This window comes from Neoaquamicrobium sediminum, assembly GCF_013240295.1.
GTDB classification, from domain to species: Bacteria; Pseudomonadota; Alphaproteobacteria; order Rhizobiales; family Rhizobiaceae; genus Aerobium; species Aerobium sediminum.
Genome location: NZ_JABETK010000001.1, coordinates 2,140,165 through 2,154,136, shown reverse-complemented (window position 1 = coordinate 2,154,136; position 13,972 = coordinate 2,140,165). Strand labels below are relative to the sequence as shown.

General features: G+C 61.0%; 18 protein-coding genes, 1 tRNA gene and 1 pseudogene. 2 read left to right on the top strand and 18 right to left on the bottom strand.

What is annotated here, in order from left to right:
* Positions 1-13: 13 nt before the first annotated feature.
* From HK436_RS10565 to HK436_RS10495, 17 genes and pseudogenes are all read right to left on the bottom strand, one after another.
* Positions 14-640, bottom strand: a complete 627-nt coding sequence (locus HK436_RS10565) for a phage tail protein (RefSeq protein ID WP_173189454.1) — start codon at positions 638-640, stop codon at positions 14-16.
* Entirely contained in the window at positions 637-1,095 is a 459-nt protein-coding gene (locus HK436_RS10560; protein WP_173189452.1) for a hypothetical protein, read from the bottom strand. The genes HK436_RS10565 and HK436_RS10560 overlap by 4 nt, the downstream gene beginning before the upstream one ends.
* A 56-nt stretch (positions 1,096-1,151) precedes the next feature.
* A complete protein-coding gene (locus HK436_RS10555) occupies positions 1,152-1,445 on the bottom strand; it encodes a hypothetical protein (protein ID WP_173189451.1) in 294 nt (97 codons plus the stop codon).
* 82 nt (positions 1,446-1,527) lie between these two features.
* Positions 1,528-2,610: a major capsid protein gene (locus tag HK436_RS10550; protein ID WP_173189449.1), complete on the bottom strand. Its 1,083-nt coding sequence runs from the start codon at positions 2,608-2,610 to the stop codon at positions 1,528-1,530.
* A gap of 61 nt (positions 2,611-2,671) precedes the next feature.
* Positions 2,672-3,094: a head decoration protein gene (locus HK436_RS10545; RefSeq protein ID WP_173189447.1), complete on the bottom strand. Its 423-nt coding sequence runs from the start codon at positions 3,092-3,094 to the stop codon at positions 2,672-2,674.
* Between the two features lie 47 nt (positions 3,095-3,141).
* Positions 3,142-4,476 (bottom strand): S49 family peptidase, encoded by a 1,335-nt coding sequence (locus tag HK436_RS10540; RefSeq protein WP_206680498.1) that lies wholly within the window; start codon positions 4,474-4,476, stop codon positions 3,142-3,144.
* Positions 4,469-4,594, bottom strand: a complete 126-nt coding sequence (locus HK436_RS32355; RefSeq protein WP_280515595.1) for a hypothetical protein — start codon at positions 4,592-4,594, stop codon at positions 4,469-4,471. The genes HK436_RS10540 and HK436_RS32355 overlap by 8 nt, the downstream gene beginning before the upstream one ends.
* Positions 4,552-6,074 (bottom strand): annotated as a pseudogene (locus HK436_RS10535) (phage portal protein). Before HK436_RS10535 ends, HK436_RS32355 begins: the two are co-directional and overlap by 43 nt.
* A 107-nt stretch (positions 6,075-6,181) precedes the next feature.
* Positions 6,182-6,406 (bottom strand): gpW family head-tail joining protein, encoded by a 225-nt coding sequence (gene gpW / locus HK436_RS10525; protein ID WP_173189441.1) that lies wholly within the window; start codon positions 6,404-6,406, stop codon positions 6,182-6,184.
* Positions 6,407-6,478: 72 nt separating this feature from the next.
* Positions 6,479-8,554 carry a phage terminase large subunit family protein gene (locus tag HK436_RS10520; RefSeq protein WP_173189439.1) on the bottom strand — a complete coding sequence of 692 codons (2,076 nt, stop codon included), beginning with the start codon at positions 8,552-8,554 and terminating at the stop codon, positions 6,479-6,481.
* The gene (locus HK436_RS10515) at positions 8,551-9,168 is read right to left on the bottom strand and encodes a DUF1441 family protein (protein ID WP_173189437.1); all 618 of its coding nucleotides are present in this window, start codon (positions 9,166-9,168) and stop codon (positions 8,551-8,553) included. Before HK436_RS10515 ends, HK436_RS10520 begins: the two co-directional genes overlap by 4 nt.
* 1 nt (position 9,169) lies before the next feature.
* Positions 9,170-9,394 carry a helix-turn-helix transcriptional regulator gene (locus tag HK436_RS10510; protein WP_173189435.1) on the bottom strand — a complete coding sequence of 75 codons (225 nt, stop codon included), beginning with the start codon at positions 9,392-9,394 and terminating at the stop codon, positions 9,170-9,172.
* 90 nt (positions 9,395-9,484) lie between these two features.
* Complete coding sequence (locus HK436_RS32350) at positions 9,485-9,754, bottom strand: tyrosine-type recombinase/integrase (RefSeq protein WP_280515594.1); 270 nt, start codon at positions 9,752-9,754, stop codon at positions 9,485-9,487.
* A gap of 23 nt (positions 9,755-9,777) precedes the next feature.
* Positions 9,778-9,990 carry a tyrosine-type recombinase/integrase gene (locus HK436_RS32345; protein WP_376769142.1) on the bottom strand — a complete coding sequence of 71 codons (213 nt, stop codon included), beginning with the start codon at positions 9,988-9,990 and terminating at the stop codon, positions 9,778-9,780.
* A complete protein-coding gene (locus HK436_RS31310) occupies positions 9,990-10,694 on the bottom strand; it encodes a tyrosine-type recombinase/integrase (RefSeq protein WP_244648656.1) in 705 nt (234 codons plus the stop codon). Before HK436_RS31310 ends, HK436_RS32345 begins: the two co-directional genes overlap by 1 nt.
* A gap of 198 nt (positions 10,695-10,892) precedes the next feature.
* Positions 10,893-10,977, bottom strand: a tRNA-Leu gene (locus HK436_RS10500).
* A gap of 97 nt (positions 10,978-11,074) precedes the next feature.
* Positions 11,075-11,860, bottom strand: coding sequence for an SGNH/GDSL hydrolase family protein (locus HK436_RS10495; RefSeq protein ID WP_173189433.1), 786 nt, complete (start codon positions 11,858-11,860; stop codon positions 11,075-11,077).
* A gap of 357 nt (positions 11,861-12,217) precedes the next feature.
* Here HK436_RS10495 and HK436_RS10490 point away from each other — a divergent pair, with 357 nt between their 5' ends.
* Together HK436_RS10490 and HK436_RS10485 are read left to right on the top strand one after the other, a co-directional pair.
* Positions 12,218-12,799, top strand: a complete 582-nt coding sequence (locus HK436_RS10490) for a YqaA family protein (protein WP_173189431.1) — start codon at positions 12,218-12,220, stop codon at positions 12,797-12,799.
* An 8-nt stretch (positions 12,800-12,807) separates the two neighbouring features.
* Positions 12,808-13,314: a disulfide bond formation protein B gene (locus HK436_RS10485; protein WP_173189429.1), complete on the top strand. Its 507-nt coding sequence runs from the start codon at positions 12,808-12,810 to the stop codon at positions 13,312-13,314.
* Positions 13,315-13,356: 42 nt separating this feature from the next.
* On the opposite strand, the gene HK436_RS10480 is transcribed toward HK436_RS10485, so the two are convergent.
* Positions 13,357-13,914, bottom strand: coding sequence for an HNH endonuclease (locus HK436_RS10480; RefSeq protein WP_173189427.1), 558 nt, complete (start codon positions 13,912-13,914; stop codon positions 13,357-13,359).
* Positions 13,915-13,972 lie beyond the last annotated feature (58 nt).

The window sequence follows — 13,972 nt, the reverse complement described above, 5'->3', positions numbered from 1 at the left end:
ACGTGCGGTTCACTCATAGTCTCAGGTCCAATAGTCGGTTGAACTCACGGTTCAGGAACTCCTGGGTGTCCTTCGCAACGTCCTCGCGAACCGTTCTGAACACCTGATCGACCGAGGGGCCGTAGAGCAGATACAGGTTCTCCCCGATCTTGACCGGCTTGTAGGCGGCGCTCGGCTTCTTCCCGTCACGGGTGCGAACGGCCAGCCCAAGGTTGCTCTTGGTGTCGATGCTGGCGTTTCCGGCGCGCAGCTTCATCAGGAAGGCGCGTTTCATCGTCTCGACCTTGTCAGGCTTGACCTTGACGCTGACGCCCTTCCCCCGACTGCTGCCGACGACGAAGCGCGCAAGGGATGTCGCGCGCCTGCGGCCCGTGATGACGCCTTCGAGGCGGCTGCTGCTCGCGCGCTGCGTCACACTGAGTCGACTATCCTCACCCTGAAGATACGCAGCGGGGAAATTCACTTGTTTTCGGATCTCGCGCGCCGATGCGGTTCGCGCACGATCGAGGGTTCGATTAATCGCCTGATGTGCCGCTTGGACGATCTGCGGCTTTAGATCATCGAGCGAGCCAAGGTCTTCCAATCCTTCGATCATGAAGACGTAGCTGCCCTTGCTTGTGTAGATGGCGTTCGTCCTCATGAACCCTCTCCCTCGACCGTGGCGGCAGGAAAGGCGAGGTCGCCGAGCGCAGCGACGGGGAGCACGGCAGACGCTTCGACCGTGAACGTGGGGAAGATCGCCTCAATGCGAACGTTGATGGGGATGAGGTCGCCTGGCACGGGGAGGCCAGCGGCTTCGTCTTTGGTCAGGCGCACGACGCGCGACGTAGTGGTAATGTCGTTGGGAGCGCGGTTTGTGTCGACGCGGTATGCGACACCTGGCTCAACCGAAACGATCATGCCTCGGGCGGGCTCGACCTCGCTACGCAGGAAGATGATTCGCGGCGAGTTGTCCTCGATCTCGGCGTAATTGAAATTGGTGCCCTTGAGGTCGCCAAGCACGATAGGCGTATCATGGACGCGGACGCTGATTTCCGTGACCGGCGTATCCCCCGGCACGTAGGGAGACGCGAAGTAGAGCGCGGGGACGCTCATGTGATCATGAAGCTGTCCCCGCGCCTTTCTGATATGCTGGCGAAAACGGCCAGGCATTAGACCGGCGCTTCCTCGCGCTTGCCGCCCTTGCCCTTGCCGCCGTTGCCGCCATTGTCACCGTCACCGCCGTTGTCGGCAGTCTTGGCAGCGGCCTTCTTCGCAGGGGCCTTGTTCTGCTTCTCGTAGAGGGCCAGTTCCGCTTCGGTAGGCTCGCGAACGGCACCCCGCTTTTCGAGCTTCGCGGCCAGATCGGACTCGATGCCAAAGATCGAACCGGGGACTGCGAAATCCTTCTTCTTGCCGTTGAGGTATTCGACCTCGTGAACGGCGACGACGAGCTTGGTGCTCATTTTTCATTCTCCTGAGTGGCTGTTTCAGTGCGTGGTGGAACAGGGCGGCTCAAGAGCCGCCCTGTCGGAGAGTCGCCGAGGATTACTCGGGGACGACGGTTGCCTTGAACGTGGCGTTCGCGTTCAGCGGCACGAAGAGCGGTGCCGACTGGTGCATGATGTATTCGACGATCGGATCGCCGATTTCCTGCCAGTTGCGCGGGTAGATCGGCACGGGCTGATACTGCGCGGACGGATCAATGATCGCGCCGAAGCACTGGTAGCCCATGATCCGTTCGTCGGACGCCGTCATGACGATGTCCGTCGAGGCCATGAACGGGGTCTCGATGCCCGCCTCATCCACGTAGGTATCGCGGTAGAGGAAGATTTCGATCACGGCACCGGACGCGCCGCCGACCGCCAGTTCGCCGACCTTGACGACCTTGTCTGCACCGATCAGACCACGCTCGATGGTGGCGCGCGGATTGCGAATGTTGGTGTCCATGTGCTCCATGAACTCCTTGTCCATCCGCATGACCGCCCAAACCTTCGAGCCGACCGTCATGCGCGTCGGGAAGCCGCCGAACGGAGCATTGAACATGCGATCCGCCCAGGTCTGGATGTCCGAGAAGATCGACACGCCGGTATCGCCCCAATAGTCGACGGTCTTGACGACGGTGAGGTTGCCCTGACGACGGAAGTCGAGTTCGACAGAGGGGTATTCTTCGCCCTCGATCGTAACCTTGGCGTCGATGATGGCGCGCGCGGCCATCCATTCCCACCGACGTTCGATAGCCTGAACGTGGGTGATCGTCATGGCCGTGCGGATCAGGTCGCGGCGCTGCATCGGAGTGATCTGCGACGGCTCGATCATCGAGCGGTCGATACCGGCGCGCTTCGTCAGCGGCATCAGCGGATCGATGACATCCTTCGGCTTCACATAGGCAGGCTTAAACCGGAATCCGGTCGAGCGGTCGTCATAGAGCGGCTTGCCGCTGCCGAGCGGTCGGACGAACGGGGCGAGCTTGCGGGCGACAGCCGGAAGCTTCTCGAAGTCAACCCACTCGTCCGTGGACGTAAGGCTGCGGCTGAAACCGATGTCGGTCCAGTAGGTGAACGCAGGTTCGACGTCTCGCATCACGCCGAGCGACCTGCGGGTATTCCAAACCTCATACGGGTTTGCCATTTTCAGGTTCCTTTCAAGTTCTACAGATCGTCAACCTGCGGGTTGTGATCGGGTGGTCGCGTCAGCCCCGCTTGCGGAGCGTGATGGTGGTCGGCGTGGGAGAGCCGTTGAAGGCGGTCATCTTCTTGCCCTCGGTGTCGAAGCTGGCGTCCCAAACCAGCGCATCCGGGTTGAAGCAGCCCGAATAGAAGACGGGGACCGTCGTGGTGCCGTCCGAGTTGCCGACGACGGCCTGCGTCACCACGCCGATGGCCTTCACGGCGAGGGCGGGATCGGCATTCCAAGTTGCAGGGACGAGGTCTCCATCGGCGTCGAGCCCGACGACGTGGAACTGCGAAAGCGCCTGATCGGCGTCCACGCGCATCGGATAGCCCGGTGCGAGCGGCGGGTGATTGCCCGACAGAAGGAACCTCTGCGTGTATTCGTCGAGCACTTCGAACGCCGCTTCACCGGCTTCGAGGTAGGGAACTGCGACTTCGGCCATTTCAGCCTCCAATAGGTTTTGTCACTTAAAGGTGGAAATTTAGGCCATCAGGCGGTGCGCTTGCGCAGCCCCGGCAGGCCCATCGAAGCCGCGAAGTTCACGACGCCGGAAGCGTCGTCAGCGTCCGCTTCACCTTCGGCCTTGTCGCCGCCAGTCCCGACATCGGGATTGTCCTGCCCCATGGCCTTCGAGAAGTCCTGGCCGTTTTCACCCTTGCCCTTGGGCGCGTCGGACTTCTCTTCCGGCAGCTTCGCCAGGAAGGCCGTAACCTGATCAGCCGGCATGTCGGTATCCAGCGCTGCCGCCATCGCGGCGACCGGGCGCTTCTGACCCTCTTCCGAGCCGATGATCGCCGAAATGCGTTCGCGCTCGGCGGTCGCACCTTCCTTGAGACCTGCGGTCTTGCCCTCGGCAACACCCTCGGCCTTACCTTCCGCACGGCCCTCGGCACGAGCGGTATCAATGGCAGCCTGATCGACTGCCGTGTCCTTCTGAGTGGACATCTGCTCTTCTCCTTCGTCCTTAGAGAGATCGGCCACGAATGCGGCCATGGCATCGTCAAGCGGGCCGATCTTGTCGGCCAACCCATTCGACACTGCTTCCGAGGGCATGAATGTGAGCGCTTCGAATGCTCGAATGGTCTCAGCGTTCATGTCCCTGTTTCGAGCCACGGAGGACTCGAACACTTCTCCGAGCGCGTCGATCCGCGCTTGGATGCGGGCTTCCACGTGGGCCGGAAGGGGCTCGTATGAGTTCCCGTCCGTCTTGTGCTTGCCGCGCTTGATGAAGGTAATCTTGTAGCCGATGTCTTCCATCAGCTTCGAAACGTCGATGTGCATCGTGACGACGCCGATGGAGCCGACGCCGCCCGTGCGGGAAACTGTGATGTCGTCTGCAACCGAGGCAATCGCGTAAGCCGCCGAGTATGCGTATTCGTGCGCGAACGCGCGGATCGGCTTCTGGCCGCGAATGCCGTAGATGCGGTCGACCAGTTCAAAGCAGCCCGCCACTTCGCCGCCTGGCGAGTGGATCATGAAGGCGATGCCCTTGACGTTGAAGTCCGCCATGCCGCGTTCGATGGCTTTCCAGATGTAGGCATAGCCCGTCGCCCACGACCCGAGTTGCCACGGAAAGTCGTGAAGGAGGACGCCGCGAACCGGGATTTGCAGCACACCGTTGACGACGTTGTATGGCCGGTAGCGCGCCTGCCAGCTATCCGCCGAGGGCCAGAAGTCCTCGTCGCTCGCCATAGTGGCGCTTGTCAGGTCTTCGGCCCGCTCATGATTGGACACCGCCGAAAGCGACGACAGAAGGACGCCTGACTGCTCTTCGGCAATGAGCGATTGCATCATGTGGAAGCGGGCGAGCAGGGTATCAAGCATCGGCATTGTCCTCTGAGCCGTCGTCCTTCTCGTCCTTGGCTTCGGACTCGCGCGGCGCGCCGGTCGCGGCGTTCATCATGTTGTCTTGCTGGTCGACGGTGAGACCGCGTTCGTCCATGATCGCCTGCTCACGCTCACGCTGAGCGAGAACCTTGCGCCAATCCTTGCCGAGGCGGGCAAGTCGTCCTCGTAAGTTGTCAGGTGGTACTTGATCCGAAGAACCGCCGCCTGCGTCTCCTTGAGTTCGTCGATCTGCCCCCGGCTCGCGCCGATCCACTCGCAAGCCGAATAGGCTTCGCGGTTGAGCCCTTCCCAAAAGTTCGGAGCGTTGCGCGGCAGGGAATCGATATGCCCCTTGGAAATCGCCTCTTCGAGCCACAGCATGTAGATGTGGCTGGCGAAGCGGTCGGCGATTACCTTCTTGCGCGACTGCATGAACTTCCACGTCTCGGCCATTGCAGCCTTCGCGGACGAGTAGTTCGTCTTCGAATAGTCGCGCGAAAGCTGCTCGTAGGAGATGCCGAGGTTCGCGGCGATGTAGCGCAGGAGCGACTGTTCGAACTCGGTGCCGAGCGGCCCGCCGTGACCGGCAGGGCGAATGTTGAGCTTGGTGCCAGGGAAGAAGTGGGGGATTTTCACCCCGTCGATCTTGTGTCCCTTGGCACCCGAATACTCGTTGATCGAGTTCAGGTAGCCGGTCGCGTAGCCTTGGATGGCCTTCTGGACATCTGTTGCCGACATATTCCCTGCGCCGAGGACTTGATAAACGGCCTCAGTCGGCAGTTCGGACTCAATTGAGGCCGCATACGTGGCGTCGACGATAGCGCGTTGCAGCGCCACCTTGCGGAAGTTCCGCGCGATCTTCGTTTCGAGCAACGCGGAAGCCATTTCGGCAACGCCGCGCGTCTGATCGGGCCGCATGGACTCGAAGATGTGGATCATCTGGACCCGACCCCACGGCTTGTGGGAGGGGATGTATTTCCACTGGTACGAGTCCGCGTCGAGCCATTCGTTAGGATGGGCCTTGCGGATATGGTAGCCGATGGGCGCGCCGTGACCGTTCTTCGCGACACCCGCGCGCAGACGACGGCTTTCGATCATGCCGGGAGGCGTCGACAGGCGGTCGAGGTCGACCATCTGAATAGCGGTATTATAGGGCCGAGCGGACTCCTGATCCATTCGACCGCCGCGAGAACTTCGCCTGACATCAGATGGACGCCTACAGCGAGGCGGACGAGGTCCGTCAGCGTTCCCTTGCGGGCTGCGTCGGGCCAGTTGTTGATGCTCTCGGCCCAAAGCGTAAACTTACTTTCGACCTCTTCCTGAAACTCTTCAGCCCACGTCTCGTCGAGGCCGAGCACCTGATGTACCGGCTTCGAGTTGAGCAGGAACGCCGCGCCGACGATGTTGTCTTTGTGGATGTTCGCGCCGCTGGCGACATAAGAGTCGTTGCGCAGCATGTCGCGAGTGCGCGCGTCGAGCACCGGCTTGTCGGGGATGATCTCCCCATCGACGGAATTGAGGTTCGGACGCCAAAGCGCAAGCTCGCGGTCGAACTGACTGGCACCCTCATATGCCCCGCCTGGTAGGGTCGCCATCGGGTCGCCCGAGCGAGCCGGGAGAACTTCGACCCGCTCGGGCTCCGTCGCCTGACCGGGAGGCCCGCCAAGCAACTCCTGCATTTCAGGATCGTTAGCCAGGAAGCTCATGAGAAATAGAACCCCAACGGCCCCGCATGACGGGGAAGGATGCCAAGCTGCCGCTTGAGGTCGAGGATGTAGGCTTGAAGACGGGACAGGCTGGCGGGCTGATACTCGATCCGCTCCCCCGATTGATCGACGAGCGTCCGAACCCCACCGCCAGTAGCGATTTCGTGATACGCCTTTTCGGCCTCAGCCAATCGCGCTTGGAGTTCTGCTGTCGTTGCCACGGGATACACCGCCATTAGGGTTAATGCCGACGTAACACGTAAAAGTGGTCATATCAACTATTAGGTGACACTTTAGGCAAGGCTCTCCCCAAGAGCCGCGAGGCTGACCGCTGGCTCGTCGTCGTGCGCGAAGGGCACACCCTCATCGGGAGAGAAGACCATGTCGTTGCCGTCCCACTCTTCCGCCCAGGACGGTGGGCTGTCCCAATCGATTGCTTCGATCCGAGCGTGGCGCGAAACCATGATTGCGAAACAGTAGACCAACAAGTCCCACGCTTCGTTGCGATGGTTCTTGAGGTTTTCCCATCCCTTCGTCGTGCGCGTTTCGACCGTCAGTTCCGTGTAGAACCACGACTCCAACCAGTCGGGAAAATTAACGCAGCCGCCGCCCGCCTCGGTGCGACCGAGCAGTCCGTACACCTGATCTTTGAGCATGTTCGAGTTGAGGAACAGCACCGGAATCTCGCCGCGAGCGCCCGCGTGGCGATCTTTACGTTCAGTGTCGGGGTAGCCGATGCGAACCCGAGGCGCGTTCGGCTTCGGCTCACCCTTGATCAACTGAAAGCGGACGTGGTGGTTTCCGGGGTGCTCGTCCTTGAGCCACTTCCAGAATTTGTAGGCCATGCCGGTGACGCCGCTGCGACCGCCCGAGTCGCAACCAATGGTCTTGATCTTCATCTGACGACCTGACCCGTCGTCGAGTGGGTAGGTCTTCTCGATCACCTGTTCGACGAGTAGGTGCCAATCTTCCAGATAGGTCGACGGGCTCACCCAAAGCCTTTCGCCATCCTCGTCGAGGCGGTCGGACTTCTTGATATTGAAGCGGTCGATGATCCAGATGTCCCCGCCGACGCCAACGCCGTGGACCTGCACTTCGAAGCGGTTCTTCTGAACGTCGATCGTGGCGACGAGGAAGCGGACGCCAGGCGGAACCACCTTCTCGCCGTAGTCGCGGGCGCGGGCCTTGAGGTCTTCCGGCAGGCGCTCGCCGATCATGGTGGGCGGGACGAAAGCGTTGCCCTGATCGGTGTTTACCGTCACCTTGAGCGCCTTGAAGCTGCCGGTGTTCTCGTATTCCTCCATCGCCTTGAGGTACTTGAAAACGAGTTCTTTCCAACTGACGAAAGCGGCGGCGACCCCCTTGAGCCAGAAAGACGCAATGTCGGATCGCACGGGCGCACCGGACATCGTTCCATCGGGGAGCCACAGCATCCCCTCACGTACCCACCGCCCATAGTAGTTCAGTTCGTGCTTGCCTGGCTGGCCGGGGCCGGGTTCATGGGTGTGGCTGTAGCCGCATTTCGGGCAGTCGAGCGTCACCATCTCGGCAGCTTCGACGTGGTCCTTGCTGTCGGGATATGACAGGTGCTTGAAATCGCCCTCGAATGGCTCCTTGCAGTTCGCGCAACGCCAGTAGAAGCGCCGCCTGTCGCCGCGATTGTAGAGCGCAAGGATGCCTTCGGTCGGGGGAGCCTCATGGGGTGTCTTGGCAAGCCAGCGCGGGTTCTCGACCTCAAAACCGGGCGAGGACTCGGCAACCGCCATACCGTAGCGCCCGAACGTCTGTGCGCGCTTCCGCATCAGATCGAACGGGGTGCCCTCCTTGTCCACGTCCTGCGGCATCCGGTCATAGTCCATCGCCCACAAGCGGGGGATGGTCTTGCCCGAAAGTTCGGTGATCGTCGGCCACTTAACGAGCAGCCGCATTCCCGAGAGGAAACGGATGTCGTGGACGTTCATGTTCTGCCGACCGGGGATCACCTTCGATCCGAGGTCAGGTGAATGGCGGAACGCCTTGCGAAGATCACCCTGCGACCAGTCACGCGCCGTGCTTTGCGTCATATGCACGAGCATCATGTCAGCGGGATCGCAGATCGCCGTGTGGGTGAGCCAGTTGAAGAAGAGGTCCGATTTCCCGCAACGAGCGGGACCAGCGAAAATCGTGCCGGTGTGCTCCAAGGAGGTCAGCGCCTCCATGACCTCCGTGAGGTAGGGCGCAATCTTGTTGTCCCACGGGCCGATGTAGTGGCCGGGGTTGTTCAGCCTCCGGTACTTTTCGGCGGCTTCCGCGACTGTCAGCCTCTCAGGCGGTCGGATCGCCTCAGCCGTGGCAAGGAGCATCTGTTCGAGGGTGGTGAACTGCCTCATATCAGATCGTCCTCGTCACGCTCGGGAGGATCACCTTCCTCGCCCATCTGGTTCGGCGTCTTCCCGCTCTTCGCGAACTCGACAAGCTCCTTGTAGATTTCGTCCTGAACCTCATCGACGATGGCGCTGATCACCTGATGCTGTTCGACGGTAAGGCCGTGTGCGCGCTCGACCCGATCAGGGATGAGTTGCAACTTAGTTCTCATGGATTGGAGCACTTCCGAGAACACAGTCAGAACGCGCTCGGTGCGCCATAGATGTCCCGCCTTTTCTTCCCACCGCTGGCTCTTGAGCTTCGCGGACCAGTAGGCTTCCCGAAGCCGTTCGGGCAGTTGGTCAGGCTTGATCGTCTTGATGTATTGCTCGATGTCGACGCGGGGCTTCACGAGGTAGGCAGCGGCCTCGGGAAGGTCGTAAAGAGGGGTGCCATGCTTGCCCGTGCCGATGGGCGCGCAGCCCATCAGCTTCCGCTCAGCGGTGCCGCGTCCCAGGCGGAACGCCTTCATCAGCCAAGGCAGCGAAACGCCGCCGACTACCGAGTGAACATCTGCGGTGCGAAGACTGATCTGCTCGACATCCTCTTCGCCGCCTACAAGGTCGTCATGGCGGCGCACGTCAGATCAAGTCCCCATTGTCGCGGCGCTCAGCCAGCTTCCCATGGAGCCAGGACCGGATTTCGCTGTTCGGCCACATGGCAACGCCGCCCTGCTTGATCGGTGCGGGGAAGGAGCCATCCTTGATCGACCTGTAGAGCGAAGACCGGCCAAGCGGGACCAGATCGAGCACCCGATCAATGCGCAGGAGGCGAAGGTCTTCGTCAGTGTGATGAGCCTGTCCCAATTCGTCTGTCCCAAACTGTCCACTTTCAGTTGGTATAGTCAACTGAAAGTGGTCATGCAAGAGGACGGATTGGGACTTGTGGATTTCCGCTCAGACCAGGTCGCCGTGATCCCGGCGTTTACGCTTCTTGAGTTCATCGCAGATGTCGGCCCACGACTGCGCCATCTCGGTTCGCTCCTTGAGATAGGCCGTGCGGTTGTACGTTCGTCGGACCTCATTCGGATCGAGATGTGCCAGCGAAGCTTCGATTACATCGTAGCGGAAACCCCGCTCGTTCAGTATGGAACTGGCGCTCGACCGGAAGCCGTGGGAACTGTGCTCATCCGAGGCGTAGCCCATCCGCCGCAAAGCCGAGTTCATGGCGTTCTCGGACAAGGGGCGTTTCATGTTGCGGATCGACGGAAACACAAGCCGACCTTCCCCGAGAATTTTTGGACCGCCTCAAGGATCGTCACCGCCTGCCGGGACAAGGGTATGATGTGCTCCCGGCGCATCTTGGTCAGATGGGCGGGGACTGTCCAGCGCTTGCCCTTTAGGTCGATGTGGCTCCATTCGGCTTTCCGCAGTTCGACAGGACGCGGGTAACACAGCGCCATTATCTGCAAGGCGGCACGGAGCGTCGGCCACCCATCATACTCATCGACGCATTGCAGGAGCCGCCCGAAGGAGGTCTCATCGACGATGGCCGCTTGGGGGTCGCATTGATCGGGAGAAGCGTTCCGCGCAAAGCAAGTGTCGGATCGACGGTGGCCCGGTCAGTTCTGATTGCAAGGCGGAAGACCGACCCGATTGCAGCCCTGACTCGATGGGCTGTGTCCACGCGCCCACTCGCCTCGATATGGCGGATGACCTTGAGAACTTTGGACGCCGGTATCTCGGAAATGGGGTCATCACAAATTTCAGAGGCGAGGTCGAACAGATACCATTCGTTCTTCTCGATGGTTTTAGGGGTCCGCCCCTTTTCTCTAAGATCGTCGATATGCTCCTGCGCAATCACACGGAACGTATTGCCGATGCCTTCGACTTTCGCCTTCTCAGCCTCCCGTTTGGCCGCAACCGGGTCGACTCCTTTGGCAACGAGCTTCCGCGCCTGGTCGCGCGCCTCGCGAGCGTCTGAGAGGGGGACATCAGGATAGACCCCCATCGACATCGTCTTGCGCTTCCCATTGACGATGTAATCAAAGCGCCACCATACCGCGCCCGTGGGCCGAACAATCGCGTACAGACCGCGCTCGTCGCTGATCCGGTACGGCTTTTCGCGTCCTTTCGCCTTCCTAAGACTCAGGTCCGTCAACGCCATAGGGGAACCTCCTATGCAGTAACTAAGTTGGCCCATGCAGTAACTCAACCGGAAACTTACTGCATTTTTCCGTGGATTGGGTGGCACGGATCGGGATCATGAGGGACAGCAGAAATCGACGATATGCCAATTTCCTATGAAAAATCAGTACGTCCTGGAACTAGTTGGGACTGATTGGCATCAATCAGGAAAGGCTAATGGTGCCCCTGGCCGGGATCGAACCAGCACTCCTTGCGGAACTCGATTTTGAGTCGAGCGCGTCTACCAATTCCGCCACAGGGGCCCAGAAGGGCGCGTTCCGCACAGGTTCGCGGAACGCGCCGGGACTATACGAACGATAATGGGTGCGTCAAGCGATCACCGCTGCGTAAACATGGACATCAACGCGCCTCAAAGGCCTCGACCGTGTCGGCTGCGACCTCCTGCAGGAAGACGCGCATGTCGGGGTCTACCGCTCCGTAATAATCGTATTCGAGGCCTTCCGGCGACTGCCCGTACAACGTTGCGTAGACGGTAGCCGCTGCGAGGTATGAGCCATTCACGTTGGGATGGCTGTCATCGTAGGTCTGGTGCAGGACGAGTTCGGGATCGCGCCGCTGCGCCTCGGCGAAAGCAAGGCCCACCGGAATGACGACAGCACCGGCCGATTCGCCAGCTTTGCCATAGAGGTCAGCGATAATCTCGGTGTTGTCCGCGGCGAAATCCTTGTGACCCTCGCCATAGGCATGGGTCATATAGAGTGCCACCTTTGCGCCTGTTTCCCTGATCTGCTCGCTTGCAGCCGCGACCGTCTCATTGAAGGAGCCGGTGCGGCGTTCGCTCAGCGCCGCGCCGCTGTGCCCCTGCAGTATCACCACGTCGAACGGCGTGTCATAGCCGATCGCACCCGGCGTCAGGTAATGCCCGATCGGATGGTGCATCAGCGATCCGCCTGAAATCGTGATCGACCGATAGTCGAGATCGCCGAGCGGAACGCCAAGCCCTTCGACCGCCATTCGACGGACGTGATTGTGCAGGCTGTTGTTGTAATAGAAATAGCTGTTGCCAACGAACAGGACCTGGCGGGGTCCATCTTCCTCCGGCTCTGTGGCATCCTGTGCCAGCGCGTGGAACGGCAGCATCGCCACGAAAGCGGCGATCACCACGGCGCGTGTTTTCTGGATCACGAGTTTTCCTCCTGTCTCGGGCATGGATGTTCTAGCGTCGCGCCAGCGCGTTGATACCCCACCATTCAGCGGACAACGGCCTCCTCCATCGCGCGACAGGTCGAGCGAACGCATTGCCGCCCGGGACGGCAAGGCAGGAATCGAACCCAAGGGCAGAAATGTAGGAGGAGCCGTCCGCCATGGGTGGATTTCGGAACATCAGGCAGAAACCCTGTTTCGGAACGCACACATCACGGTGGAAAAAGCGGCGTTCGAGCGCGGTAACTATCGCGCGAGTTCAATCGGATGCGGCGGACCGCGCCATTGCGCGGCAACAGTTTTCTTTCTAGGAGAGGCTTCCGCAACCGGGGTCCCTCCATGCTTCGCCGCCTCTACGACTGGACGATGTCGCTCGCGCGCACCCGTCATGCAGAACGCTCGCTGGCCGCCGTTTCCTTCGTCGAAAGTTCGTTCTTCCCGATCCCGCCGGACGTGCTGCTGATCCCCATGGTGCTGGCCGAGCGCGCGCGCTGGATTCGCTACGCGCTGATCTGCACTGTTGCATCGGTGCTCGGCGCGCTGCTTGGTTATGTGATCGGTGCCTTTCTGTTCGACGCGATCGGAACACACATCATCGAGCTCTACCAGGCGGAGGACGCCTTCGCGAAGGTGCAGGGCTGGTACGACACCTGGGGCGCGTGGGGCATCCTGTTCGGTGCGGTGACGCCGTTCCCCTACAAGGTGCTGACGATCTTCTCCGGCTTCACCGGCTTCAACATCGTCACGCTCGTCATCGTCTCGATCGTCGGGCGTGGTCTGCGCTTCTTCCTGGTGTCGTGGCTGCTCTACAGGTTTGGGGAACCTATCCGGACCTTCATCGAGAAAAATCTCGGCCTTCTTTTCACCCTTTTCATGATTCTCCTGATCGGCGGCTTCGTCGCCGTGCGCTACATATTCTGAGGGGTCCGATGTCGCTGACCGCCGCCACTGGAAAGATTCAAACCGCCGCCGCAGCGCTTCTGGTGCTGGGCATGACCGTGACTGTGGGCACCGCACTGGGATTCCAGCACGTCGGCGGCTATATCCCGTGCAAGCTCTGCCTCGAGCAGCGGCTGCCCTATTATATCGGCATCCCGGTGATGGTGCTGGCGCTGGTCTCGGCTCTCTTCAGGGGACCGGCCATCGTGACGCGCGGCCTGCTGCTTGCCGGTGCGCTGTTGATGACATGGAGCCTCTATCTCGGCATCTTCCACGCAGGTGTGGAATGGGCATGGTGGCCCGGCCCGACAGATTGCGGTGTGGTGGCACCGGCACCCTCCGGCGGCAGCCTTCTCGACCAGCTCGATGCGGTGATCCCACCCTCATGCGACCAGGCGGCCGGCCGCTTCCTCGGCCTCTCCTTCGCCGGCTGGAATGTGGTGGCAAGCCTCGCGCTCGCCGCGATCGCCTACGTCGCCGCGTTTCGCAAGGCCTGAGAACCGGAACCGCAAAATTCGCGGAGATCTGATGGAAGCCGCCTACGGCTCCAGTTCGACATCCCAGTAGAGATAATCCATCCAGCTCTCATGCAGATGGTTGGGCGGAAACAGCCGGCCGTTGTTGTGCAGGTCGTGCACGGTGGGCTGCATCGGCTTCTGGCGCGGCCACATCTTGGCGTCCCGCGGCATCAACCCGCCCTTGCGCAGATTGCATGGCGAGCAGGCCGCGACGACGTTCTCCCAGGTGGTCGCACCACCGCAGCGGCGCGGGATCACGTGGTCGAAGGTCAAATCCTCATGGGTGCCGCAATACTGGCACTGGAAGCGGTCGCGCAGGAAGACGTTGAAGCGGGTGAAGGCCGGATGCCGCGAGGGCTTCACATAGCTCTTGAGGCAGACGACGCTCGGCAGGCGCATGGAAAAGGAGGGCGACGACACCGCGTGCTCGTATTCGGCAACGATGTTGACCCGATCAAGAAAGACCGCCTTGATCGCGTCCTGCCAGGACCAGAGCGACAAGGGGTAATAGCTCAACGGACGATAGTCCGCGTTCAACACCAGTGCGGGCAGCGCATCCGGCGAGACTGCGATCGTCACTGACTGACCTCCTTGGGCTCGGGCTTCGATCGGCGCGGATACTGTAATCCCGAGATTG